Below are 23625 nucleotides of genomic sequence, written 5' to 3'. Positions count from 1 at the left end.
TTCAGGCTTGAGGCAGCGGGCTACTTTTCGCCCGCATAGGCGAACTTGCCGTTGCGGATCACCCCCATCACGCGTGAACGCTGGTCGAAGCCCTGGTGGTCCTTCGGGTTCATGTTCATCACGCCATTGGGGATGGTGAGGTTGGTGGTGGATTCCAGCGCGTCGCGCATGGCGGCGCGGAATTCGCGCGTGCCGGGCTGGGCGCCCGTCTTGAGCGCGCGGCGCGTGGCATCGTCGAGCAGCATCCACGCGCCCCAGGCGTCGCCGGCGAACTGGGTCACGCTGTCGGCGCCGTACTTGGCCTCGTAGCGGTTGACGAAGTCCAGCGCGACCTTGCGCACCGGGTGGCTCTCGGGCAGCTGGCGCGCGACCACCACCGGGCCGGTCGGGAACAGCGTGCCTTCCACGTCCTTGCCGCCCATGCGCAGGAAGTCCCAGGTGGCGATGCCGTGGGTCTGGTAGACCTTGCCTTTGTAGCCGCGCTCGCCCAGCGTCTTCTGCGGCAGCACCGAGGGCGTGCCGGCGCCGGCGATCAGCACCGCGTCGGGGTTGGCGGCCATCAGCTTGAGCACCTGGCCGGTCACCGAGGTGTCGTTGCGCGAGAAGCGCTCGTTGGCAACGACCCTGATCTTGCGCACCTCGGCCAGCTTCGAGAACTCGCGCCACCAGCTTTCGCCATAGGCGTCGGCAAAGCCGATAAAGCCGACGGTCTTGACGCCGTGGTTGCTCATGTACTCGGTCAGCACGGTCGCCATGTGCGAGTCGTTCTGCGGCATCTTGAAGGCCCAGCGGCGCTTGGTGTCGGTCTGGGGCTCGACGATGGCGGCCGAGGCCGCCAGCGCCACCATCGGCGTCTCGCCCTCGGACACGGCGTCGAGCGCGGCGATGGCGGTGGGCGTGATGTTGGGGCCGACGATCACGTCGACCTTTTCCTCGGAAATCAGCTTGCGCACGTTGCGCACCGCCGCGGCCGGGTCGGAGCCGTCGTCCAGGATCACGTAATGCGCCTTCTGGCCGCCCAGCGTCTGCGGCCACATCAGCACGGTGTTCTTGGAGGGGATGCCGATCGAGGCCGCTGGCCCGGTGGTGGATACGTCGATGCCGACGCGGATGTCAGCCAGCGCGGTGGCGCTGGCGCAGAGCAGGGCGGTGAGCACGGCGGCGGGCAGCAGGCGGGGCAGGTTCGGCATCTTGTCTCCTCCGTTCTTATATGTGACGGGAAAGGATAGCCGAACTCTGCCCGAGGGGCACGCCCGGGGCGCGTCAGCGCGCGCCCAGACGCCAGAGCGTGGTCACCTCGGCGGAACGCGCCGCATGCAGCGGGTCGATGGCGTCGCTCGCGCGCGGGTGGCGCGGGCGGATATCGGAGCGGCCCAGCACCTTCAGCCCGGCTGCCTCGATCCAGCCCATCAGTTCCTCGCGCGGACGCAGGCCCAGGTGTTCGGACAGGTCCGACAGCAGCAGCCAGCCTTCGCCGTCCGGCTCCAGGTGCTCGGCCAGCCCTTGCAGGAAGCCGCGCAGCATGGCGCTGTCCGGATCGTAGACCGCGCGCTCGACCGGCGAGCTGGGCCGTGCCGGCACCCAGGGCGGGTTGCACACCACCAGCGGCGCGCGGCCTTCGGGGAACAGGTCGGCCTGCACGATCTCGACCTGCCCGGCATAGCCGAGCCGGTCGATGTTCTCGCGGGCGCAGGCGAGCGCACGCGGGTCCTGGTCGGTCGCCACGATGCGCTTCACGCCGCGCCGGGCCAGCACCGCGGCCAGCACGCCGGTGCCGGTGCCGATGTCGAAGGCCAGCGTCTTCGCCGGAAGCGGCTCGGCCGCGACCAGGTCGACATACTCGCCGCGCACCGGCGAGAACACGCCGTACCAGGGGTGGATGCGGTCTTCCAGCGCCGGGATCTCCACGCCTTTCTTGCGCCATTCATAGGCGCCGATCATGCCGAGCAGCTCGCGCATCGACGCAACGTAGGGTTCGTCGGCCGGGCCATAGACCTGCTCGCAGGCCTCGCGCACGTCCGGCGCGCGGCGCAGCGGTACGCTGTGGTCGGCCTCGAAAGGCAGCAGCAGCATGCCCAGCGTGCGGGCGCGCTGCGACTGCGCCAGCCGGTGCAGGTGGAAGGCCTCGGTGGGTGAGTGCGGCGCCGCGGCCTTGGCCTTCTGGCCGGGCCGGCTGGCCTTCTTGGGCTTGCGTTCGGTGCGGCGGGCCATTGCCTGCAGCAGTTGGCGCGCGTTCTGGAAGTCGCCGCGCCAGAGCAGGGCGGTGCCCTCGCAGGCCAGGCGGTAGGCGGTGTCGGCGCTGGTGGTGTCGTCGGCGATCACCACGCGCCGCGGCGGCGTGGTGCCGGCTTCGGAGCGCCAGGCGGCGCTGCGTTCGGCGCCGTCTTCGGTCCAGTGGATCCGGGGCAGTTCGCGCTCGGGGCTCACAGGGCCTCCGGCCGGTGCGGCGTGATGGATATGCAATGCATGGTTGGTCTGCTTCTTATATAGAGAGGGCGGCAGCGTGCCGCGCTCAGAGTTCGTAGGCTTCGTGGTCGCCGGACATGGCCTGCTCGACCAGCTTGCGGTTCAGCGTCGGCGAGAACAGCTCGATGAAGGTGTAGACAAAGCTGCGCAGGTAGGCGCCCTGCTTGACCGCCAGGTGCGTCACATTGCTGCCGAACAGGTGTCCGGCCGGGATCCCGCGCAGGTTGCGGTCGCGCTCCGCATCATAGGCGACCCCGGCGACGATGCCCACGCCCAGGCCGATCTCCACGTAGGTCTTGATCACGTCCGCGTCAATCGCCTCCAGCACGATGTCGGGCTTCAGGTGGCGCAGCTCGAAGGCCTTGTCGATCTTGGGCCGCCCGGCGAAGTTGGGGTCGTAGGTGATCAGCGGGTAGCCCATCAGGTCCTCGATCGCCAGGTGCTTCTTGTCCAGTAGCGGGTGGTCGGGTGGCGTAATCACCATATGCGTCCACTGGTAGCCCGGCAACGACACCAGGTTTTTATCGTTGGTGATGCCTTCCGTGGCGATACCGATATCGGCCTGGTCGTGCAGCAGCATGTCGGCGATCTGCGTCGGGTTGCCCTGCTGGATCGACAGCCGCACCTTGGGGTAGCGCTTGGTGAACTCGCCGATCACCCGAGGCAGTGCGTAGCGGGCCTGCGTGTGGGTGGTGGCGATGGTGAAGTTGCCCTGGTCCTGTGCCGCATAGTCCATGCCGACGCGCTTCAGGCTTTCCACCTCCTGCAGGATCTTCTCCACGGAGCTGAGAATGCGCCGCCCAGGCTCGGTCAGGCTGCGGATGCGCTTGCCGTGGCGCGTGAAGATATCGACGCCCAGCTCTTCTTCCAGCTCGATGATGGCCTTGGACACACCGGGTTGTGATGTGTAGAGCGCTTTTGCGGCCTCGGTCAGGTTGTAGTTCTGCCGGACGGCTTCGCGCACGAAGCGAAACTGGTGCAGGTTCATATATCTAGGTTCGTATAAACAAACAACTTCTTATTAGTTTGAGGTATGAGGCCAGTTTATTACGATTCTCGAACTTTGTTAATGAACAGCCTGCCCTCAGTGCGTCCTCTCGCAGCAGCCACTTTGTGATGCGAGACCCACTGGCCAGGCCCAGCCGAGTCCTCCATGTCTGTTGCCTATACCGTTTCCGGTCTGTTTGTAGGCGTCCTCGTCGGTCTGACCGGGGTGGGTGGAGGCTCGTTGATGACGCCGCTGCTGACGCTGCTGTTCGGCTTCTCGCCGGCGACCGCGGTCGGCACCGACCTGGCCTTCGCGGCCATCACCAAGGGTTTCGGCACCATCGCGCACCGCGCCCACGGCCATGTGCAGTGGCAGGTGGTGCGGCGCCTGTGCATCGGCAGCCTGCCGACGGCGGTGGCCGCGATCCTGGTGCTCAAGAGCGCAGGTGAACTCAACGCCCAGTGGCTGCACGCGATCCGCGTGACCATCGGCGTGTCAGTGCTGCTGACCGTATTGTCGCTGCTGTTCCGCAAGCAGATGCTGGCCTGGCTGGAACGCAATCCGCGCTTCCAGCTGCACGGCCGCGCCCAGGTCATTGCCACCATCGCGGTCGGTGCCGTGATCGGCGTGCTGGTGACGGTATCGTCGATTGGCGCCGGCGCGGTCGGCGCCACGCTGATCCTGCTGCTGTACCCCCATATGAAGCCGGCCGAAGTCGCCGGCACCGACATTGCCTACGCCGTCCCGCTGACGGCGATTGCCGGGCTGGGCCATGTGTGGCTCGGCACGGTCGACTGGAATTTGCTGCTGGCGCTGCTGGTGGGCTCGATCCCCGGCATCTGGCTGGGCGCGCAACTGTCGCGGGCGCTGCCCGAACGGCTCGTGCGTGCCGCACTGGCAACCACGCTGACGCTGGTCGCCATCAAGCTCGTTTCCTGAATTCAACGAATACTGAACGGACCCCGCCATGTATCAGTACGACCAATATGACCAGCGCATCGTCGCCGAGCGCGTCGCCCAGTTCCGTGACCAGGTGCGCCGCCGCCTGTCCGACGAGCTGACCGAGGAAGAGTTCCTGCCGCTGCGGCTGCAGAACGGCCTGTACATGCAGCGTCACGCCTACATGCTGCGCGTGGCGATTCCGTACGGCCTGCTGTCGTCGAACCAGATGCGCAAGCTGGGCCATATCGCGCGCGAGTATGACCGCGGCTATGGCCACTTCTCCACGCGCCAGAACATCCAGTACAACTGGATGGAGCTGGAGCGCGTGCCCGACGTGCTGGCCGAGCTGGCCAGCGTCGAGATGCACGCCATCCAGACCTCGGGCAACTGCGTGCGCAACATCACCACCGACCACTTCGCCGGCGTCGCGCCGGACGAGTCGGTGGACCCGCGTGTGCTGGCCGAGCTGCTGCGCCAGTGGAGCACCTTCCAGCCGGAATTCGCCTTCCTGCCGCGCAAGTTCAAGATCGCCATCTCCGCCTCGGCCGACGACCGCGCCGTGGTGCAGATGCACGACATCGGCATCTATGCCTACAAGAACGCTGACGGCGAAGTGCGCCTGCGGATCCTGGCCGGTGGCGGCCTGGGCCGCACGCCGATCCTGGGCTCGGTGATCAAGGAAGACCTGCCGTGGCAGCACATGCTGACCTACGTCGAGTCGGCGATCCGCGTGTACAACCGCTATGGTCGCCGCGACAACAAGTACAAGGCCCGCATCAAGATCCTGGTCAAGGCCATCGGCGTGGAGAAGTTCGCGCAGGAAGTCGAGGAAGAATGGCAGCACAGCAAGGACGGCCCCGCCACGCTGACGCAGGCCGAGTTCGACCGCGTGGCGCAGTACTTCGCGCCGCCGGCCTATGAGAAGCTGGCCGATACCGACACCTCGTACGAGAAGCACCTGCTGGAAGACAAGGCCTTCGCGCGCTGGGTCAGCCGCAGCGTGCACGGCCACAAGGTGCCGGGCTACGCCGCGGTGACGCTGTCGACCAAGCCGGGCGTGGCCTCGCCCCCGGGGGACGCCACTGACACGCAGATCGAGACCGTGGCCGACCTGGCCGACCGCTTCGGCTTTGGCGAACTGCGCGTGGCGCACGAGCAGAACCTGGTGCTGCCGGACGTGAAGAAGCAGGACCTGTACGAGCTGTGGCAACTTGCCAAGAAGGCTGGCCTGGCCACGCCCAACATCGGCCTGCTGACCGACATCATCGCCTGCCCGGGCGGCGACTTCTGCTCGCTGGCCAACGCCAAGTCGATCCCCATCGCGCAGGCGATCCAGGACCGTTTTGACGACCTGGACTACGTCTACGACCTGGGCGAGATCTCGCTGAACATCTCGGGCTGCATCAACGCCTGCGGCCACCACCACGTCGGCAACATCGGCGTGCTGGGCGTCGACAAGGACGGTTCGGAGTGGTACCAGGTCACGCTGGGCGGCGCCCAGGGCAACAAGACCGCGCTGGGCAAGGTGATCGGCCCGTCGTTCAGCGCCGAGGAAATGCCCGAGGTGGTGACCCGCATCATCGACACCTTCGTTGCCAACCGCATCGAGGACGAACGCTTTATCGAAACCCTGTCCCGCATCGGCATCGCGCCGTTCAAGGAACGCGTGTACGCCGACAAGCAGCCGCGCGAGCGCGCTGAGGCCTGAGGACCGGAGACTGAACATGGCAAAGATTATTCAACTGCAACGCGACGGCGCCAATGTCGTCCCGGTCATCGTCGAAGATAACTGGACCGTGCTGCGCGGCACCGCCGAACAACCGCTGACCGACGAGCAGATCGCTGCCGCCGTGCAGAGCCAGGACGCCGTGCTGTTCCCGCTGTCGGTGTGGCTGGCCCACGAAGCGCTGCTGGCCGGCCGCGACGTGGCCCGCACCGGCGTGTGGCTGGCTCCGGAAGACGAGCCGGGCGACGTGGCCCAGTACTTCGAGCGCGTGTCGCTGGTGGCAGTGGACTTCCCGGTGTTCCGCGATGGCCGCGGCTTCTCGACCGCCTACCTGCTGCGCACCCGCTATAAGTGGAACGGCCAGCTGCGCGCCATCGGCGACGTGCTGCGCGACCAGCTCAACTTCATGAAGCGCTGCGGCTTCGACGCCTTCGCGGTGCGCGCCGACAAGAGCATCGACGACGCCATCAAGGGTTTCACCGAGTTCACCGTGACCTACCAGGCTTCGGTCGACGAGCCGCTGCCGCTGTTCCGCCGCGCCCGCACCGAAGGCGGCGCCGTGCAGCCGAAGGAAACGGCATGAGCACGGTGCTGAGCGAGATCGCGGTGGTCGACGCCGGCGCGGTGTCGGGGCTGCGGCCGCCCGCGCTGTGGGTGGCGCCGGAGTACACCGGCAGCATCGAAGCGCTGGAGCAGAAGGAACGCGAGCTGGGCGAGCGCCTGGCCGGAATCGCCACACGCTTTTTCCGCGCGCGCTTTGCCTCGAGCCTGGCGGCTGAAGACATGGTGCTGACTGATGCCATCCTGCGCGGTACCCCCGCCGTGCGCGCTGGCATCCGTGTCTTCACACTGCAGACCGGACGCCTGCACGCCGAGACGCTGGCGGTGCTGGACAAGGTGCAGTCGCACTACGGCTACAGCATCGAGCAGTACACGCCGGACGCGGAGGCCGTCGAGAACTACCTGAAGAAGCATGGCCTGAACGGCTTCTACGACAGCATTGACCTGCGCAAGGAATGCTGCGGCATCCGCAAGGTCGAGCCGCTCAACCGCGCGCTCTCGCACGCCGACGCCTGGATGACCGGCCAGCGTCGCGAGCAGGCCGTCACGCGCGCCGAGCTGCCGTTCGAGGAAATGGACGAGGCCCGCGGTATCCCCAAGTTCAATCCGCTGGCGGACTGGAGCGAGGCCGAGGTGTGGGCCTACCTGAAGCGCCACAACGTGCCGATCAACGACCTGCACGCCAAGGGCTATCCCAGCATCGGCTGCGAGCCGTGTACGCGTGCGGTGCGCGCGGGCGAGGATGTGCGCGCGGGACGCTGGTGGTGGGAGAGCAAGGACTCGAAAGAGTGCGGGCTCCACGAACAGAACATCAAGCATTGAGGCCGGTACAAAAATGGGCATCATGAACGACATCGCAGAAGCCACCAGCAGCGTGGCGCACCTGTTGCAGGTACAGAACGACCATCTCGACCGTCTCGAAGCCGAGTCGATCTACATCATCCGCGAAGTGGTGGCCGAGTGCCGCAACCCGGCGCTGCTGTTCTCCGGCGGCAAGGACTCGATCGTGATGCTGCACCTGGCGCTGAAGGCGTTCCGCCTGGGCGACCGCAAGGTCGAGCTGCCGTTCCCGCTGGTGCATATCGACACCGGCCATAACTATCCGGAAGTGATCGAATTCCGTGACCAGCGCGTCGCCGAACTGGGTGCGCGCCTGGTGGTGGGCCATGTGGAAGACTCGATCAAGCGCGGCACCGTGCGCCTGCGCAAGGAAACCGATTCGCGCAACGCCGCACAAGCCGTGACGCTGCTCGAAACCATCGAGGCGCACCAGTTCGACGCGCTGATGGGCGGTGCCCGCCGCGACGAAGAGAAGGCCCGCGCCAAGGAACGCATCTTCTCGTTCCGCGACGAGTTCGGCCAGTGGGACCCGAAGGCCCAGCGCCCCGAGCTGTGGAGCCTGTACAACGCCCGCATGGCACAGGGCGAGCAGATGCGCGTGTTCCCGATCTCGAACTGGACCGAGCTGGACGTGTGGCAGTACATCGCCCGCGAGAAGCTGGCGCTGCCGCCGATCTACTATTCGCACCAGCGTGAAGTGGTGCGCAAGAACGGCCTGCTGGTGCCGGTCACGCCAATCACCCCCAAGCAGGACGGCGACGTCAGCGAAGTGCTGTCGGTCCGCTTCCGCACCGTCGGCGACATCAGCTGCACCTGCCCGGTGGCCAGCGTTGCCGATTCGCCGGAAGCGATCATCGCCGAGACCGCGGTGACCGAAATCACCGAGCGCGGCGCGACCCGCATGGACGACCAGACCAGCGAAGCCTCGATGGAACGCCGGAAGAAAGAAGGCTACTTCTGATCCCGGACGCAGCAAAGGAATTCAACATGACTCACCAAGCAACTCATCAAGGCCTGCTGCGCTTCATCACCGCCGGCTCCGTCGACGACGGCAAGAGCACGCTGATCGGCCGCCTGCTGTACGACAGCAAGGCCGTGCTGTCCGACCAGCTGACCGCGCTGACCAACGCCAAGAACAAACGCACCGCCGGCGAGCAGATCGACTTCTCGTTGCTGACCGACGGCCTGGAAGCCGAGCGCGAGCAGGGCATCACCATCGACGTGGCTTACCGCTACTTCTCGACTGCGCGCCGCAAGTTCATCATCGCGGACACGCCGGGCCACGAGCAGTACACCCGCAACATGGTCACCGGCGCCTCGACCGCGGACGCGGCCATCGTGCTGGTCGATGCCACCCGCGTCACCGTCACCGACGGCCGTGCCGAGCTGCTGGCGCAGACCAAGCGCCACTCGGCCATCCTGAAGCTGCTGGAGATCCGGCACGTGATCGTGGCCGTCAACAAGATGGACCTGGTCGACTACAGCGAGCAGCGCTTCAACGAAATCCGCACCGCCTACACCGAACTGGCCGCCCAGCTCGGCCTGAAGGACGTGCGCTACGTGCCGGTGTCGGCGCTGCGCGGCGACAACATCGTGCACGAGAGCGATGCCATGCCCTGGTACCAGGGCGAGCCGCTGCTGCCGCTGCTGGAAGAACTGCCGGTGGAAGAGGCCGCGCCCGAGGATGACGCCGCGCTGCGCTTCCCGGTGCAGTTGGTGATCCGCCAGGACGGTTCGCAGTCGGACGACTTCCGCGGCTATGCCGGCCGTATCGAAGCCGGCACCGTGCGCGTGGGCCAGAAGCTGCGCGTGCTGCCCGCCAACCGCGAGGCGGTGGTGGCCGAAGTGCTGACGCCCAACGGCGCCGCCGAATCCGCCAATGTCGGCGACACGGTCACCGTGCGCCTGGCCGAGGACGTCGATGTATCACGCGGTGACATGTTCGTCGCCGCCGATGCCGCCACCGCGCCGGCCAAGAAGCTGCAGGCGGACCTGTGCTGGTTCGACGACGAGTCGCTGAACCCGGCGCGCAAGTACGTGCTCAAGCACACCACGGCCAGCGTGTTCGCGCGCGTGTCGGCGGTGGACCGCGTGCTGGACGTGCATACGCTGTCGCACGAAACCGGCCGCCATGACATCCGCCTGAACGATATCGGTTCGGTGCAGATCTCGCTGCAGAAGCCGATCGTGTGCGATGCCTATGGCGACAACCCGGCAACGGGCGCCTTCGTGCTGATCGACGAAGCGACCAACCACACGGTGGCCGCGGGCATGATCCGTGCATTCTCCTGATCGGTAACGAACGGGAAGGGGCAACAGATGGACAAGCAGGCTCAGAAGACTTACGGCAAGGTGACCCTCATCGGGGCAGGCCCCGGTGCGGCAGACCTCATTACGGTGCGTGGTGCACGGCTTTTGGGCGAAGCCCAGGTGGTGCTGCACGATGCACTGGTGTCGCCGGAGATGCTGGCCTGGTGTCCGCAGGCGGAGCTGGTCGAGGTGGGCAAGCGCTGCGGCCAGCGCTCCACCGCGCAGCTGTTCATCAACCGCCAGATCGTCGACCTCGCCAGCAAGTACGAGCGCGTGGTGCGCCTCAAGGGCGGCGACCCGATGCTGTTCGGCCGCGCCGACGAGGAACTGCAGGCGCTGGAAGCCGCCGGCATCGAGTATGAGGTGGTGCCGGGCATTACCGCCGCGCTGGCCGCCGCCTCGGCGATCGGCAAGCCGCTGACCAAGCGCGGCGTGTCGCGCAGCGTGGCCTTTGCCACCCAGGCCAAGGCGGCGGACGGTGAAGGCTCCGCCGATATCGAGGCCGCGGTCAAGGCCGATACGCTGGTCTACTACATGGGCCGCGACCAGGCCGCCTCGATTGCCGCGCAACTGATCGCGCATGGCAAGCCGGCGTCGACGCCGGCATGGGTGGTCGAAGCCGCCACCACGCCGCAGCAGCGCAGCCGTGAATTCACGCTTGGCCAGATGGCGGCGGGAGAAGCGGCGGCCTGGATCGATCCGGTGCAGCCGAGCCTGCTGATGATCGGCGCGGCACTGGCCGCGCGCGCGACGGAAGCGCCGCGCGACGACGCTGGCGAGACCATCGACCGTACGCCGCGCGCCGCCTGACTCCGCGCAGTCCCCGAAAAACAAGAAGCCCTGTGACGGCATGTCGCCGTCACAGGGCTTTTGTCATTGGCACGCGGGTCAGGGTCAGGCCTGTCCGGTAGCGGCGGCTGGCAGCGACGCGATGCAGTAGGCCGCGATCGCGTCCAGCACCGCATCCGCTTCGCCCACCGCCGTGGCGCAATGGATGCGCAGGCCGGGATGGGTTTGCCTGCATTGGTCGAGCAGCGCGGGCAGGTCGCGCCGCAGGTGACCACCCTGGCCGAAGAACACCGGCACCACCGTAACCTCGGCCACGCCGCTTGCCGCAAGATCGGCCAGCAATTCCGGCAGGCCGGGCGACATCAGTTCGAGGAAGGCCAGCCGCACCTCGCAATGGGGCAGGGCGGTGGCCAGCTTCTGCTGCAACCGGTCGAACGGTTCGCGCCAGCGTGCATCGCGCGCCCCGTGCGCGAACAGTACCAGGGCCTGGGCGGAGGCGGTCATGGCAGCGCGTCCGTCGGTGCCGGCTCAGTGACGATCCACCCAGCGCAGCGCCAGCAGCGCCAACATCAGGTAGAGCGTGCCTGGCACCAGCGCCGAGATGATCGGTGGCCACGTATGCAGCAGCCCCACGTGCGAGAACAGCGTGTTCGACAAGTGGAACGACAGCCCCAGCATGATGCCGCCGAACACCTTGACGCCGACCGCGCCGGCACGGGCGTGGAGATAGGCGAAGGGCAGGGCCAGCGCCACCATCACGAACAGCGTCAGCGGGTAGATCACCTTCTTCCAGAACGCGATCTCGTAGCGCTGCGTGTCCTGCTTGTTGTCGCGCAGGTGGCGGATATAGCGGAACAGATCCAGCGTCGACATGCGCTCGGGCGTCACCAGCAGCACCGACAGGATCTGCGGCGTCAGCTCGGAATGCATGGTCACGCGCGGGAACTTCATCTGCTCGGCACGGAAGACCGGCGCCAGCGCGTCGCTGCGCGCGGCGGGCTGTGCCGCCGGCGTCGGTTGCGCCGTCTTGGCCAGCTCGGCAAAACGCGTCTCGCTGACGTTCTGCAGTTCCCACGACTGACCGCCCTGGTAGCGCCCTTCCTGCGCCACGCGGATCACGCGCAGGCGGTACTCGGGATCGAATTCGTAGATCGTGATGCCGGTGATGGTCTGGTCCGGACGCAGCCCCGCCACGTTGACGAAGCGGGTGATCTCGCCGCCGTCGGTGGCGTCCTTGTCGCGGTCCTTGACCCAGACCCCGGAGCGGAAGCCCGCGGACACCGTCGCGCCGATCGCCTCGAGCTTGATCTTCTGCGCATACTGCTCCGCGCGCGGGCCGATGAACTCGCCGAAGATAAACGTCACCAGCGCCAGCGGCACCGCCAGCTTGAACAGCGAGAACAGCGCCTGGCGCGTGTTCAGGCCGGCCACGCGGAAGATGGTGTACTCGGACTGGCTGGCGAGCTGCGAGAACACGTAGATCGCGCTGATCAGCACTGCAATCGGCAGTACCTCATACACCCGCGTGGGCGCCTGCAGCAGCACGTGGAACAGCGCGACCAGCGAGGTGTACTGGCTGTTGACGTTCTCCAGCTCGTTGAGCATGTCGAAGAACACGAACAGCGACAGCACCGCGAACAGGATAAAGGCGAACACGCCGTAGACCAGCCGGCCGAAGTAGCGTTCATAGACGCGCAGGATCCTCATGCCCGGCCTCCGGTGGGCGCGGCATTGCGGCGGCGCAGTCCGAACACCGCCCTCCAGCCGCCCAGGCTGCGGTTTTGCCGGTAGCGGAACAGCATCAGCGCTCCCAGGAACACCGCCAGGTGGATCGGCCACCATGCCAGCCAGAACGGGATCGCGCCCGAGCGCACCCAGGACTGCGACAGGTTGATCAGGTTGCTGTAGGTCAGGTAGATCAGCACCGCGAACACCAGCGGCGTGTAGCGGCCCAGGCGCGGGTTCACGTAGGCCAGCGGGATCGCGATCATCACGAAGTTGAAGGCCAGGATCGGCAGCGAGATGCGCCACACCAGCTCGCCCAGGTTCTCCGGCGTCGGATTGCGGATCAGGTCGATGGTGTCGCGGCTCTTGGGCGGCAGCTTGGCCTCCGACTCAGGCGGCTTGCTGTCCACCTTGACCGCATAGCGTTCGAACTCGATGATGCGGTAGTCGATCTGGCCCGGCGTGCCGGAATAGCGGCGGCCGTTCTCCATCACCACCAGCCGGTCGCCGTTGGGCATGGTCTCGAAGCTGCCCTGGTGCGCCAGCGCCACGCCGATCTTGTCGGCCTCGGAATTGGCGACGAAGACATTGCGCGCATGCTTCATGTCGGCGTCGATGCCCTCGATGAACAGTACGTAGTTGGCCTTGGCGGGCTCGATAAAGCGCCCGGCGGCGATCATCGAGATCACGCCGCGCTGCTCGAAGCGGTCGCGAAAGAGCGCGCTCTGCTGGTTGGCCCACGGCCAGGCGAACATGCCCAGCAGCAGCGCCAGCACGATGAGGGGCGCGGCGAACTGCAGCACCGGCTTGACCAGGTCGCGCAGCGAGATGCCCGCCGAGAACCACACCACCATCTCCGAATCCTTGTACCAGCGCGTGAGCACGATCAGGGTGGAGATGAAGAGCGTGGCCGAAAGCAGGATCGACAGGTAGCCGATGGTGGCCAGGCCGATCAGCATCAGCACGTCGTTGGGGCTGGCCTTGCCATTGGCGGCCAGCCCCAGGATGCGGATCACGAGCGACGTGAGCATGAAGGTCAGCATCACCAGGAACACCGCCCCGGCGGTGTAGGCGAGCTCGCGTCGCAGGGCTTGTTGAAGGATCATGCGGGTTCGGTTCCGGTCTGCCGGCCGGAGCGGGCGATGTGCCGTGCGAGATGTGCCTGGGAGAACAGCTGACAAGACAGCGGGCTGTCAGCGGGGCGGATCAGCGGCGGCAGGTCGCGGGTGAAAATCGCGGATAATAGAGGCTTTCGTGTCTAACGAGCCCCTGGAAGGAAGCGCGATGGAATTTAGCACAAAAGCCCTGGATTGGAGCAAAGCCGGCCAAAATGGTTTCCTGGCGACCAAGACCGACTGCCTGGTGGTCGGCCTGTTCGAAGGCCAGAACCTTGCCGGCGTGGCCAAGGCGCTGGACGTGGCCACGAAGGGCTTGGTGGCGCGGCTGGTCAAGCAGGGTGACTTCGAAGGCAAGCGCGGCACGCACCTGATGCTGCACGAAGTCGCCGGCGTGGGCGCCGCGCGGGTGCTGCTGGTGGGCCTGGGCAAGGAGGCCGAGTTCTCGGACAAGGCCTTTGCCGACGCCGTGCGCACCGCCGTGCGTGCCTTGTCGTCCACGCGTGCGGCCTCGGCGCTGTGGTGCCTGGCGCAACAGGCGCCGCAGCAGCGCGATGTCGCCTGGTCGGTCATCACCACCATCACGCTGGTGCGCGACGCCGGCTACCGCCTGCTGGAGCGCCACCCGGGCCTGAAACGTGCCAATGCGCACAATGCCGCCAACGGCAAGCCCAACGGCACTGACAAGTCCTCGCTGCGCAAGGTCGTGATCGCGGTGGACAGCGACGATGCCCGCGCCGCCACCCAGGCCGCAGTGCGCGGCACCGCCATCGCCAACGGCATGGAACTGACGCGCGATCTGGGCAACCTGCCGTCCAATATCTGCACCCCGACCTACCTGGCCAGCACCGCGCGCGGCATCGCCAAGCGCCACAAGCTCAAGGCCGAAGTGCTGGGCCGCAAGCAGATCGAGGCGCTGAACATGGGCGCCTTCCTCGCCGTGACCAAGGGCAGCGAAGAGCCGCCCCAGTTCATCGTGCTGCGCTATGACGGCGCCGGCGCCAAGCACTCACCGGTGGTGCTGGTGGGCAAGGGCATCACCTTCGACACCGGCGGCATCTCGCTCAAGCCGGGCGAGGGCATGGACGAGATGAAGTACGACATGTGCGGCGCGGCTTCGGTGCTGGGTACCATCCAGGCCGTGGCAGAAATGGGCCTGAAGCTGAACGTGATCGCCGTGGTGCCGACCTGCGAGAACATGCCCAGCGGCATCGCCACCAAGCCGGGCGATGTCGTCACCAGCATGTCGGGCCAGACCATCGAGATCCTGAACACCGACGCCGAAGGCCGCCTGATCCTGTGCGATGCGCTGACCTATGTCGAGCGCTTCAAGCCGGCCGCGGTGATCGACGTCGCCACGCTGACCGGCGCCTGCATCATCGCGCTGGGCCATATCAACAGCGGCCTGTACGCGCGCTCCGACCTGCTCGCCGACCAGCTGCTGCAGGCCGGCCGCCGCGCCATGGACACCGCCTGGCGCATGCCGCTGGACGACGAGTACCAGGACCAGCTCAAGTCCAACTTTGCCGACATGGGCAATATCGGCGGCCGCCCGGCGGGCAGCGTCACCGCGGCCTGCTTCCTTTCGCGCTTTACCGAGAAGTACGACTGGGCCCACCTGGACATCGCCGGCACCGCGTGGAAGAGCGGCGCGGCCAAGGGCGCCACCGGTCGCCCGGTGCCGATGCTGACGCAGTTCCTGATAGACCGCGCGGCCTGACCGCGGCGCGCAACCCAGGCATCGACAAGTCCATGACGCGCATCGACTTCCACAGCAACGTGCCGGACGTGCTCGGCTATGTCTGCCGGCTGGTCCGCAAGGCCTACGGCGCCGGCCAGAAGGTGGTGATCCACGGCGCGCCGGCGCAGCTGGCGGACCTGGACGCGCGCCTGTGGACGTTTTCGGCGCTGGACTTCCTGCCGCATTGCGGGCTCGAGAGCCCCAATGCGGCGGTGACGCCGATCCTGCTGGCCGCCACCACCGAGGGCGTGCCGCACCACCAGCTGCTGATCAACCTGGCCGACGAGGCGCCGGCGCAATTCGCCAGCTTCGAACGCCTGATCGAGGTGGTGGGTGCCGGCGATGCGGCCCGCGAGGCCGGCCGCCAGCGCTACCGCTTCTATCGCGAACGCGGCTATCCGCTGACGCACCACGACATCGGCCAGCCCAAGGGAGACGCCGCATGAGCGAACGCACCACTTCGCGGGTGATCCCGCGGCTCGGGCCGAACGACAGCATTCCGTTGCTGACCGAGGTTGTCGACCTGCCTGATATGGAAAAAGCGGCCGAAACGGCGGCGCCGGCTGCCGCTGCGCAGGAGGGGGTGATCGATACCTTCGGCATGGCCGAATCCGGTCTGGTCATGCATGTCGGCGATACGGGCGATGCCGTGGAGGACGTGGGCATCGCACCGGCATCGGCTGCAGATACAGGGGAGCCGGGCGAAGACGACCTGCGCGCCGTCCGCACCGAGTTGCTGACGCGGGTGATGATGCGCTTCCGCACCGAGTGGCCGCAGGTGGTCGCTGCCCACACCGAAGCCACGCTGCAGTCGCGGCTGGCACCGCTGACGGCGCAACTGGCCAGCGAGCTGACGCAGTCGCTGGAAGCGCGGCTGGTGGAGTGGCTGGATGCGACGCTGGAAGAGATTGAGAGGACGCCGGGCGGGGACTGAGCCTCCGGGTTTTCCAGGAAAAAAGCCTGCGATCGCTCGCAGGCTTTTTTTTCCATGACATGACCAGGACGACGATCAGTCCGTCACCGCCCCCTTGCTCGCCGTCGACGCCAGCTTCGAGAACTTGGCCAGCACGCCGCGGGTATAACGCGGCGCCGGCTGCTTCCAGTTGGCGCGGCGCTTGGCCAGCTCTTCGTCCGCCACGTTCAGCTGCAGCAGCAGCTTGTGCGCATCGATGGTGATCGAATCGCCTTCCTGCACCAGCGCGATGGTGCCGCCCACGTACGCTTCCGGCGCCACGTGGCCGACCACCATGCCCCAGGTGCCCCCCGAGAAACGGCCGTCGGTGATAAAGCCGACCGACTCGCCCAGGCCCTTGCCAATGATGGCCGAGGTCGGGGCCAGCATTTCCGGCATGCCGGGGCCGCCCTTGGGGCCGAGGTAGCGCAGCACCAGGATGTCGCCCGCGTTGATCTTGTCGGCCAGGATGGCTTCCATTGCGCTCTGCTCGTCCTCGAACACGCGCGCCGGGCCGGTGATGACCGGGTTCTTCAGGCCGCTGATCTTGGCGACCGCGCCTTCTTCGGCCAGGTTGCCCTTCAGGATGGCCAGGTGGCCCTCGGCGTAGAGCGCCTTGTCGATCGGCAGGATCACGTCCTGGTCGGCACGCGGGGTGTCGGGCACGTTTTCCAGCTCTTCAGCCAGCGTGCGGCCGGTGATGGTCAGGCAGTCGCCATGCAGCATGCCGGCCTTGAGCAGGATCTTCATGACCTGCGGAATGCCGCCTGCCTTGTGCAGGTCCGTCGCCACGTACTGGCCCGACGGCTTCAGGTTGCAGATCACCGGCACCTTGCGGCGGATGCGCTCGAAGTCGTCGATGGTCCATTCCACTTCGGCGGCATGGGCGATCGCCAGGTAGTGCAGCACGGCGTTGGTCGAGCCGCCGGTGGCCATGATCAGCGCCACGGCGTTCTCGATCGACTTGCGCGTGATGATGTCGCGCGGCTTGATGTCCTTCTTGATCGCCTCGACCAGCACGCGGGCCGATTCGGCGGCGCTGTCGACCTTCTCCTGGTCCGGGTTGGCCATCGTCGACGAGTACAGCAGCGACATGCCCAGCGCCTCGAACGACGAGCTCATGGTGTTGGCGGTGTACATGCCGCCGCACGAGCCGGTCGACGGGCAGGCGTTCTGTTCCACGCCTTCGAAGTCTTCCTGGCTCATGCGGCCGGCGGTGAATTCGCCCACGGCCTCGAACGACGACACGATGGTCAGGTCCTTGCCCTTCCAGTTGCCCGGCTTGATGGTGCCGCCGTAGACGTAGATGCCCGGCACGTTGGTGCGCGCCAGCGCGATCATGCCGCCCGGCATGTTCTTGTCGCAGCCGCCGATCACGACCACGCCGTCCATCCACTGGCCCTGCGCGGCGGTCTCGATGCAGTCGGCGATGACTTCACGCGAGATCAGCGAGTACTTCATGCCCTCGGTGCCCATCGACATGCCGTCCGAGATGGTCGGCGTGCCGAACACCTGCGGGTTGGCCTCCGAGGCCTTGATGGCGTCGATGGCCGCATCGGCCAGGCGCTGCAGGCCGGCGTTGCAGGGGGTGATGGTCGAGTGGCCGTTGGCGATGCCCACCATCGGCTTGTCGAAGTCTTCCTTCTTGTAGCCGAGTGCGTAGTACATCGAACGGTTGGGGGAACGCGCCACGCCTTGCGTGATGTTCTGCGAGCGTTTGTTGAATGCCATGGTGGGGAATCTCCGGGGGATCTTCAGTGCCGGCTTGCGTGTGCTAGCGGCGCACGGCGGCGATGTTGTGGGCGAAAGGATGACGCTTGCGTTTTGGTGTGTCAAATATATTATTTGACCTTTATTGAGTCGAAAAACATATCAGGAGCCCGATTGGACCTGCGCCAGCTGCGTTACTTCGTCACAGTGGCCGAAGAGTTGCATTTCGGCCGCGCGGCGCGCCGGCTGTCGATGACGCAGCCGCCGCTGTCGCAGCAGATCCAGGCGCTGGAAGAGGAAATCGGCGTGCAGCTGTTCGTGCGCACGCGCCGCTCGGTGGTGCTGACGCCGGCCGGCCAGCAGTGGCTGCCTGAGGTGCGCCGGGTGCTGGCTGACGCCGCGGCGCTGCCCGGGCTGGCGCAACGGCTGGCGCGCGGGGAGGTGGGCTCGCTGTCGCTGGCCTTCGTCAGCACGGCCGACTATGGCATCCTGCCCGATCTGCTGCGGCGCTTCCGGGCGCGCCACCCCGAGGTGCAGCTGCAGCTGCGCGAGGCCACCAGCGACGTGCAGCTGGAAGCGCTGATGGAAGGGGCGATCGACGCCGGCCTGGTGATCCGACCGCAGCTCCCGGCCATGCCGCACGGCCTGGCCTACCTGCCGCTGGTGAGCGAGCCGCTGGTACTGGCCGTCCCGGACGGCTGGCGGCCGGCCGGCGGGGCGTTCGCGGCAAATGGCACGGTTTCGCTGCGCGAGGCGGCCCACGAGCCGCTGATCATCTTCCCGCGCCGAAGCGCGCCGGCGTTTTATGACATCATTACGGGCTACTATGCGCGCGAGGGCCTGGCGCCGGTGATCGCGCAGGAAGCCATCCAGATGCAGACCATCGTCAGCCTGGTGTCGGCCGGCATGGGCGTGGCGCTGGTGCCGGCGTCGCTGTGCAACCTTCGCCGCACCGGCGTGTCGTACCTGGCGCTGCGCGAGGCGGGGCCGCAGATCGAGACCGGCCTGGTCTGGCGCGATGGCGCGTCCACTGGTGCGGCGGGCGCCGCCGGCGTGGCGCCGGTACTGCGTTCCTTCATCGAGATCGCGACCGCGCTCGCGCACGAGACGGCCGCCACCGCCGGGCAAGACCCTCGCTGACTACATGCGGGCCCAGGCCCGTCCCCAACTCCATTCAGGCCAACATGCTGATTCATCCCCAGTTCGACCCGGTTGCCATCCACCTGGGCCCGCTCGCCATCCGCTGGTACGGGCTGATGTACCTGGCCGGGTTCATCATGTTCCTGGGCTTCGGGCGCCTGCGCATCCGCCAGCCGCATATCGCGGCCAAGGGCTGGACCACGCGCGACCTGGACGACATGCTGTTCTTCGGCGTGCTGGGCGTGATCCTGGGCGGGCGGCTGGGCTACGTGCTGTTCTACAAGCCGTCGTACTACCTGGCGCACCCGCTGGAGATCTTCAAGGTGTGGGAAGGTGGCATGGCCTTCCATGGCGGCTTCCTGGGCGTGATCGTGGCGATGTGGCTGTTCGGCAAGCTGCGCCGGCGCCACTGGATGGAGGTGACCGACTTCATCGCGCCGATGATCCCGTGCGGCCTGGCCGCCGGGCGCATCGGCAACTTTATCAACGGCGAGCTGTGGGGCCGCGCGACCGACCTGCCGTGGGGCATGATCTTCCCGCAGGCGGGCGACAACATCCCGCGCCATCCGTCGCAGCTCTACCAGTTTGCCGGCGAGGGCGTGGCGCTGTTTATCATCCTGTGGCTGTTCGCGCGCAAGCCGCGGCCGATGGGCGCGGTCTCGGGCGTTTTCCTGATCGGCTACGGCGCGTTCCGTTTTGCCGCGGAGTTCGCGCGCGAGCCCGACAATTTCCTCGGGCTGCTGGCGCTGAAGATGTCGATGGGCCAGTGGCTGAGCCTGCCGATGATCCTGGCCGGCATCGCCATGGTGATCTGGGCCTATCGCCGCCAGCCCGGCGCGGACGCGCCGCAGCCGGTGGCCTGAGCGACCGGCGCCGCAGCACTTACTTGCCGGTGCGGCGCAGGGCCTCGATGCGGGCACGGGTCTGCGGGTGCGTCGACAGGAAGTCCTGGCCGCGCTCTGCCTCGGCGTCCGACGCCGCACCGCGCCGGTTCTCCAGCTTGACCAGCACATCGGCCAGCGCCGCGGGCGGCAGGCCGTTGCGCTGCATGACCGCGATCGCAAAGTCATCGGCTTCGCGCTCGTGGTCGCGTGAATAGCGCAGCGTCAGCATGGCGGCCGGCACGCCGGCCAGCACCGTCGAGATATCCCCGAACAGGTAGGCCGACAGCGCGCCCAGCGCGGATGCCTGGATCACCTGCTGCAGCCCGTGGCGCAGCGCCACGTGGCCGGCCTCGTGCGCCAGCACGCCCATCATGCCGGGGCCGGTGCCGGCCAGGCTCACCAGTTCATCCGTGACCACGATTGTGCCGCCCGGAAGCGCCAGCGCATTGGCGCCGAGTTCGCCGCCCTGGCGGAACAGCACCTGGTACTCATGCCCGGCGTCGCGCGGACGTACCAGCGCCGCGAAGCCCGAGCGGATGCGCTGCTGTTCCGCGGCGGGCAACTGCGATGGCTTGACGATGCCATTGTCCAGGCTCGTCAGCGTCAGCTTGCCGAGGTGGGCCTCGACCTGCGGCGGCACCGCACGCGCCATCGCGCCCGCGCCCCACGGCAGCAGCACGGAGTAGCCCAGCACCAGCACCGCCAGCAGCGCGGCCAGCGCCAACCCGGCCACGCGCCAGCTGTTCTGCGCGCGCGACACCAGCCCTTCGCGATGGCCGCTTGCGGCCAGCATATGGTCGAAGGCGGCGTGGTCGGCGATTTCGCAGAAGGCACCGTCGGCGAAGGTGACCAGCCGCGGCGCGCGCCGCACGCGTTCGGATACGCGCACGTCCGACAACGGCGCACGGCGCAGCTCGGCGCCGGTGTCGTCGCGCAGCACCGCCTGCTGCGCCTCCACGGCCAGCGTGGCGGGGTGCGCGCGCGAGGTGCGTCCGTCGAAGAAGGTGACTGGAATCATGGTGCTGGCGATGGGGCGCCCGGGCTCAGAGCGCGATGTCGATGTCGTACCAGTCTACCGCCGCGTCGCCCAGCGCCCCCACTTGCTCGGCCTCGCCCGCGACGAAGCTGTCGAGCGGGCCGGCGGCCAGCATCGTCACGCATTCCAGCCGGTAGCGCGCCGCGCGCACCCGCGCGAACGGCAGGTACAGGCCCAGCGTCAGCACGATGGCGATCAGGTTGGTAACAAAGATAAAGACCATGCGCCCGGCCTTGATCTCGCTGCGGAACGCGTGCGGCGCGAGCGTGGTCTGGCTCCACACGATGTTCTGCAGGCGCGCCATCAGGTAGGGGCTGACCGCCAGCAGCGCCAGGTAGAAACCTGCGATGCCGATACCAAACGAAAGCGCCGTGCCGAGCTTGCCGGATGCGGTCGCGCCCAGCACGAAGCTGCCCGCTCCCGCGATGGCCACCACTGCGACCATCATGCCGAAGGCGCGCAGGTAGACGCCGTAAAAATCGCCTGCGCCGGCGCTGAAGGCAAACGGCGCCGTGCCGAAGCGCGTGTGGTTGTGCTGGTAGCGCTTGAAGCGCTGGTGTGCCAGCGGGCCCAGCAGGCCAATCGTGAACACCGCCGCCAGCGGCCACAGCACGAACACCTTGTAGGCCTCGGCATCGCGCCCGGCAAAGGCAAAGCGCAAGCCGCGGTAGCTGGAATTGGCCATGCGAAAGCGCAGCGAGCGCACCAGCAGCAGCGGGAACACTGCCAGCAGCGCGACCAGCATCGCCAGCGAAAGGAAGGGCGACACATTGGTCGCAATCTGGAACGCGAACGCCAGCGCGACCACGATGGCCCGACCCTTCAGGATGGCCGAAGGCTTGCCGTGGTAATCGAAGCTGGCGCCGTCGAGGCGGGTATTGCGATAGAAATAATGCAGCGTGCGCACCTTGGCCCAGGCGGAATAAATGCCGAAGGTGACGATGCTCAGCAGCACATTGACGATCCAGATGCGGAAGTACTCCGAGCCCGTGCCGGTAAAGGAAAGGCCCAGGGGCCGTAGCTCGCCATCGCGCGGATCGGCGGGGGCCGGCGCGCTGGCGGGGGAGTCCGGCGTGGCGGAAAGGGTGAAATCGCTACTGCCAGCGTTCATGGCACAAGCTCCGGATGTGTTGGAAAAGCGACGAAAAGAGAAAAGCGGCGCCTGATCCGCTCCATTAATGAAACCAAATGATTTGCTGCCTTTGCGGCGTGCCGCACACATACTCGCATCGATAAACAAAGGCTACGGCACATTTTGCATATGCAATTGCCGCCAGCCGGCTTGTTTCGCGGACATTATGGGAAAACCCTCGTAACACTCCAGAAACATCCTGTTACACTAGACGTATTCTGTAACAAGTTTCGAATAGCAGTCATCAATTAAATCAGAGACTTAGCATCTCTGGCACGTTAATCGCTATAGATCCTGTTACAAGATGAGCGGCATGCCACAGGCCGCCAACGGGAGCGCGAGGGAGGGTCAGGCATGGCCCGCAAGGGCGGCACAGCCAGCGCGCTTCACGAGAATACAAGGGCAAACGGGAAAATCCGCGCGTCAGCGCGTTTTCAAGGGGTGGCGCCGGGCCAGCGCCAGGTTGTTCAATGACCCACGCGGCGGACACTGCTGTCAGTGCCTGCCTGCGATGAGAAAGCAGTTCTGGCAGTTCTTTCAGGCGCGGACGTTTCCTTGCAGGGAGGCTGGGAAACGTCCGCCGCACCTCTCCCGCCGGCGCATTCTCCGGCAGCCAAATCCCCACGCCGAATACCGCAAATCCCTATCTGGGCTGATTTTGCGCCGCAACATCGAAATTCCTTGTCTCGTTCGCGCCCTAATCCATAATTATGAATTATGACGACCGGGGCGCATTCGCGTGACCGGTGCAGAATCGGATCGAGGTCCCTCGATCCTCGCATTCATCCCGGGGTTGGGCATGCGCATCATCCAGCAGGCGTTGTACCTGGAAGTGGCGGACCGGCTGCGCGCCATGATCGACGCGCACACGCTCGCGCCCGGCGCCTGGGTCGACGAAAGCGCGATGGCCGAAGCGCTGGGCATCTCGCGCACGCCGCTGCGCGAGGCGCTCAAGGTGCTGGCCGCCGAAGGGCTGGTGCGGCTGGAGCCGCGCCGCGGCTGCTTCGTCAACGAGCTGTCCGAGCAGGACCTGGACGAGATCTTCCCGCTGATGGCGCTGCTGGAAGGCCGCTGCGCCTTCGAGGCCGCCCAGAACGCCACGCGCGCCGACCTGGGCGCGCTCGAGGACCTGCATGCCGACCTGGCGCGCTACGCGCAGGCGGGCGACATTGACGCCTACTACGAGACCAATGCCCAGATCCACGAAGCGATCCAGCGGCTGGCGGGCAACCGCTGGCTGTCGGGGCTGATCAGCGACCTGCGCAAGGTGCTGCGGCTGTCGCGCCACAAGAGCCTGAAGCTGCCAGGCCGGATCCACGAATCCTGCGCCGAGCACTTGTCCGTGTTCGCCGCGCTCAAGGCGCGTGACGCGGAAGGCGCCGAGGCGATGATGAAGACCCACCTGCTGCGCCAGCGCGCCGCGCTCAAGGCGCTCGATGCCGGCGGCGCCGATGCGCAGGCCGGCCGTGCGCCGCCCGCGCGCCGCGTTGCGGTTGGCGAGGAGTAGGGGCAGGGCACGCACGCCGCAATGGAAACAGCCAGTTCCTTCACGTTCCGATCGATGCACC

At 66.9% G+C, this 23625-nt stretch carries 22 protein-coding genes; 13 read left to right on the top strand and 9 right to left on the bottom strand.

All coding sequences use genetic code 11. From position 1 onward, the window contains the following. Positions 1 to 20 precede the first annotated feature (20 nt). The 3 genes from AC10V3_RS16785 to AC10V3_RS16775 all read right to left on the bottom strand — a co-directional run bounded on the left by AC10V3_RS16785 (position 21) and on the right by AC10V3_RS16775 (position 3454). Positions 21 to 1190, bottom strand: a complete 1170-nt coding sequence (locus tag AC10V3_RS16785) for an ABC transporter substrate-binding protein (protein ID WP_454752390.1) — start codon at positions 1188 to 1190, stop codon at positions 21 to 23. Between the two features lie 73 nt (positions 1191 to 1263). After that, on the bottom strand, positions 1264 to 2427 hold the full coding sequence (locus tag AC10V3_RS16780; RefSeq protein ID WP_490922625.1) for a methyltransferase: 1164 nt from the start codon (positions 2425 to 2427) through the stop codon (positions 1264 to 1266). A gap of 85 nt (positions 2428 to 2512) precedes the next feature. Then, on the bottom strand, positions 2513 to 3454 hold the full coding sequence (locus AC10V3_RS16775; protein WP_022536415.1) for a CysB family HTH-type transcriptional regulator: 942 nt from the start codon (positions 3452 to 3454) through the stop codon (positions 2513 to 2515). A 165-nt stretch (positions 3455 to 3619) separates the two neighbouring features. On the opposite strand from AC10V3_RS16775, the gene AC10V3_RS16770 reads away from it, so the two are divergent. The 7 genes from AC10V3_RS16770 to cobA are packed head-to-tail and all read left to right on the top strand — an operon-like array spanning position 3620 to position 10643. Next, entirely contained in the window at positions 3620 to 4393 is a 774-nt protein-coding gene (locus tag AC10V3_RS16770; RefSeq protein WP_022536414.1) for a sulfite exporter TauE/SafE family protein, read from the top strand. A gap of 28 nt (positions 4394 to 4421) precedes the next feature. Continuing rightward, positions 4422 to 6104, top strand: coding sequence for a nitrite/sulfite reductase (locus tag AC10V3_RS16765; protein WP_022536413.1), 1683 nt, complete (start codon positions 4422 to 4424; stop codon positions 6102 to 6104). Positions 6105 to 6120: 16 nt separating this feature from the next. Beyond that, positions 6121 to 6705, top strand: a complete 585-nt coding sequence (locus AC10V3_RS16760) for a DUF934 domain-containing protein (RefSeq protein WP_349606268.1) — start codon at positions 6121 to 6123, stop codon at positions 6703 to 6705. Then, a complete protein-coding gene (locus AC10V3_RS16755) occupies positions 6702 to 7505 on the top strand; it encodes a phosphoadenylyl-sulfate reductase (protein WP_490922623.1) in 804 nt (267 codons plus the stop codon). Before AC10V3_RS16760 ends, AC10V3_RS16755 begins: the two co-directional genes overlap by 4 nt. A 13-nt stretch (positions 7506 to 7518) precedes the next feature. After that, positions 7519 to 8484, top strand: a complete 966-nt coding sequence (gene cysD, locus AC10V3_RS16750; RefSeq protein ID WP_022536410.1) for a sulfate adenylyltransferase subunit CysD — start codon at positions 7519 to 7521, stop codon at positions 8482 to 8484. Positions 8485 to 8510: 26 nt separating this feature from the next. Next, on the top strand, positions 8511 to 9815 hold the full coding sequence (locus tag AC10V3_RS16745) for a sulfate adenylyltransferase subunit 1 (protein ID WP_022536409.1): 1305 nt from the start codon (positions 8511 to 8513) through the stop codon (positions 9813 to 9815). Between the two features lie 27 nt (positions 9816 to 9842). After that, a complete protein-coding gene (gene cobA / locus AC10V3_RS16740) occupies positions 9843 to 10643 on the top strand; it encodes a uroporphyrinogen-III C-methyltransferase (protein ID WP_022536408.1) in 801 nt (266 codons plus the stop codon). Between the two features lie 84 nt (positions 10644 to 10727). Here cobA and AC10V3_RS16735 read toward each other — a convergent pair whose 3' ends face one another. From AC10V3_RS16735 to lptF, 3 genes are read right to left on the bottom strand one after another with little or no spacing between them, the layout of a single operon-like run. Further along, the gene (locus AC10V3_RS16735; RefSeq protein ID WP_022536407.1) at positions 10728 to 11126 is read right to left on the bottom strand and encodes a sirohydrochlorin chelatase; all 399 of its coding nucleotides are present in this window, start codon (positions 11124 to 11126) and stop codon (positions 10728 to 10730) included. Positions 11127 to 11150: 24 nt separating this feature from the next. Then, on the bottom strand, positions 11151 to 12329 hold the full coding sequence (gene lptG, locus AC10V3_RS16730; protein ID WP_022536406.1) for an LPS export ABC transporter permease LptG: 1179 nt from the start codon (positions 12327 to 12329) through the stop codon (positions 11151 to 11153). Then, positions 12326 to 13453: an LPS export ABC transporter permease LptF gene (lptF, locus tag AC10V3_RS16725; RefSeq protein ID WP_022536405.1), complete on the bottom strand. Its 1128-nt coding sequence runs from the start codon at positions 13451 to 13453 to the stop codon at positions 12326 to 12328. The genes lptG and lptF overlap by 4 nt, the downstream gene beginning before the upstream one ends. Positions 13454 to 13631: 178 nt before the next feature. Here lptF and AC10V3_RS16720 point away from each other — a divergent pair, with 178 nt between their 5' ends. From AC10V3_RS16720 to AC10V3_RS16710, 3 genes are read left to right on the top strand one after another with little or no spacing between them, the layout of a single operon-like run. After that, positions 13632 to 15182: a leucyl aminopeptidase gene (locus AC10V3_RS16720; protein WP_490922620.1), complete on the top strand. Its 1551-nt coding sequence runs from the start codon at positions 13632 to 13634 to the stop codon at positions 15180 to 15182. Between the two features lie 32 nt (positions 15183 to 15214). After that, positions 15215 to 15649, top strand: coding sequence for a DNA polymerase III subunit chi (locus AC10V3_RS16715; protein WP_022536403.1), 435 nt, complete (start codon positions 15215 to 15217; stop codon positions 15647 to 15649). After that, positions 15646 to 16137 carry a hypothetical protein gene (locus AC10V3_RS16710; RefSeq protein ID WP_349606260.1) on the top strand — a complete coding sequence of 164 codons (492 nt, stop codon included), beginning with the start codon at positions 15646 to 15648 and terminating at the stop codon, positions 16135 to 16137. Before AC10V3_RS16715 ends, AC10V3_RS16710 begins: the two co-directional genes overlap by 4 nt. A 75-nt stretch (positions 16138 to 16212) precedes the next feature. On the opposite strand, the gene ilvD is transcribed toward AC10V3_RS16710, so the two are convergent. Then, positions 16213 to 17886 (bottom strand): dihydroxy-acid dehydratase, encoded by a 1674-nt coding sequence (gene ilvD / locus AC10V3_RS16705; RefSeq protein WP_490922619.1) that lies wholly within the window; start codon positions 17884 to 17886, stop codon positions 16213 to 16215. 153 nt (positions 17887 to 18039) lie between these two features. Between ilvD and AC10V3_RS16700 the strand changes: the two genes are divergently transcribed. Together AC10V3_RS16700 and lgt are read left to right on the top strand one after the other, a co-directional pair. Further along, on the top strand, positions 18040 to 19005 hold the full coding sequence (locus AC10V3_RS16700) for a LysR family transcriptional regulator (RefSeq protein WP_022536400.1): 966 nt from the start codon (positions 18040 to 18042) through the stop codon (positions 19003 to 19005). Between the two features lie 44 nt (positions 19006 to 19049). Next, positions 19050 to 19868: a prolipoprotein diacylglyceryl transferase gene (gene lgt, locus AC10V3_RS16695; protein ID WP_022536399.1), complete on the top strand. Its 819-nt coding sequence runs from the start codon at positions 19050 to 19052 to the stop codon at positions 19866 to 19868. A gap of 19 nt (positions 19869 to 19887) precedes the next feature. On the opposite strand, the gene AC10V3_RS16690 is transcribed toward lgt, so the two are convergent. Together AC10V3_RS16690 and AC10V3_RS16685 are read right to left on the bottom strand one after the other, a co-directional pair. Beyond that, the gene (locus AC10V3_RS16690) at positions 19888 to 20907 is read right to left on the bottom strand and encodes a M48 family metallopeptidase (RefSeq protein WP_490922617.1); all 1020 of its coding nucleotides are present in this window, start codon (positions 20905 to 20907) and stop codon (positions 19888 to 19890) included. A gap of 25 nt (positions 20908 to 20932) precedes the next feature. Then, positions 20933 to 22036, bottom strand: a complete 1104-nt coding sequence (locus AC10V3_RS16685) for a YjgN family protein (protein ID WP_490922615.1) — start codon at positions 22034 to 22036, stop codon at positions 20933 to 20935. Between the two features lie 820 nt (positions 22037 to 22856). Here AC10V3_RS16685 and AC10V3_RS16680 point away from each other — a divergent pair. Then, positions 22857 to 23564, top strand: a complete 708-nt coding sequence (locus AC10V3_RS16680; RefSeq protein ID WP_022536396.1) for a GntR family transcriptional regulator — start codon at positions 22857 to 22859, stop codon at positions 23562 to 23564. Positions 23565 to 23625 lie beyond the last annotated feature (61 nt).

The organism is Cupriavidus sp. PB-02, assembly GCF_058252315.1.
Note: the sequence above shows the minus strand (reverse complement) of the source record. Positions and strands in the feature narration are given on the sequence as shown.

Excerpts from the sequence above, each read along its gene's own strand:
- lgt (WP_022536399.1), top strand. The coding sequence starts at position 19,050 with ATGCTGATTCATCCCCAGTTCGACCCGGTTGCCATCCACCTGGGCCCG.
- AC10V3_RS16690 (WP_490922617.1), bottom strand. The coding sequence starts at position 20,907 with ATGATTCCAGTCACCTTCTTCGACGGACGCACCTCGCGCGCGCACCCC.
- AC10V3_RS16765 (WP_022536413.1), top strand. The coding sequence starts at position 4,422 with ATGTATCAGTACGACCAATATGACCAGCGCATCGTCGCCGAGCGCGTC.
- ilvD (WP_490922619.1), bottom strand. The coding sequence starts at position 17,886 with ATGGCATTCAACAAACGCTCGCAGAACATCACGCAAGGCGTGGCGCGT.
- AC10V3_RS16785 (WP_454752390.1), bottom strand. The coding sequence starts at position 1,190 with ATGCCGAACCTGCCCCGCCTGCTGCCCGCCGCCGTGCTCACCGCCCTG.
- lptF (WP_022536405.1), bottom strand. The coding sequence starts at position 13,453 with ATGATCCTTCAACAAGCCCTGCGACGCGAGCTCGCCTACACCGCCGGG.
- lptG (WP_022536406.1), bottom strand. The coding sequence starts at position 12,329 with ATGAGGATCCTGCGCGTCTATGAACGCTACTTCGGCCGGCTGGTCTAC.
- AC10V3_RS16735 (WP_022536407.1), bottom strand. The coding sequence starts at position 11,126 with ATGACCGCCTCCGCCCAGGCCCTGGTACTGTTCGCGCACGGGGCGCGC.
- AC10V3_RS16755 (WP_490922623.1), top strand. The coding sequence starts at position 6,702 with ATGAGCACGGTGCTGAGCGAGATCGCGGTGGTCGACGCCGGCGCGGTG.
- cysD (WP_022536410.1), top strand. The coding sequence starts at position 7,519 with ATGGGCATCATGAACGACATCGCAGAAGCCACCAGCAGCGTGGCGCAC.
- AC10V3_RS16720 (WP_490922620.1), top strand. The coding sequence starts at position 13,632 with ATGGAATTTAGCACAAAAGCCCTGGATTGGAGCAAAGCCGGCCAAAAT.
- AC10V3_RS16685 (WP_490922615.1), bottom strand. The coding sequence starts at position 22,036 with ATGAACGCTGGCAGTAGCGATTTCACCCTTTCCGCCACGCCGGACTCC.
- AC10V3_RS16745 (WP_022536409.1), top strand. The coding sequence starts at position 8,511 with ATGACTCACCAAGCAACTCATCAAGGCCTGCTGCGCTTCATCACCGCC.
- AC10V3_RS16710 (WP_349606260.1), top strand. The coding sequence starts at position 15,646 with ATGAGCGAACGCACCACTTCGCGGGTGATCCCGCGGCTCGGGCCGAAC.
- AC10V3_RS16775 (WP_022536415.1), bottom strand. The coding sequence starts at position 3,454 with ATGAACCTGCACCAGTTTCGCTTCGTGCGCGAAGCCGTCCGGCAGAAC.
- AC10V3_RS16680 (WP_022536396.1), top strand. The coding sequence starts at position 22,857 with ATGCGCATCATCCAGCAGGCGTTGTACCTGGAAGTGGCGGACCGGCTG.
- cobA (WP_022536408.1), top strand. The coding sequence starts at position 9,843 with ATGGACAAGCAGGCTCAGAAGACTTACGGCAAGGTGACCCTCATCGGG.
- AC10V3_RS16770 (WP_022536414.1), top strand. The coding sequence starts at position 3,620 with ATGTCTGTTGCCTATACCGTTTCCGGTCTGTTTGTAGGCGTCCTCGTC.
- AC10V3_RS16715 (WP_022536403.1), top strand. The coding sequence starts at position 15,215 with ATGACGCGCATCGACTTCCACAGCAACGTGCCGGACGTGCTCGGCTAT.
- AC10V3_RS16760 (WP_349606268.1), top strand. The coding sequence starts at position 6,121 with ATGGCAAAGATTATTCAACTGCAACGCGACGGCGCCAATGTCGTCCCG.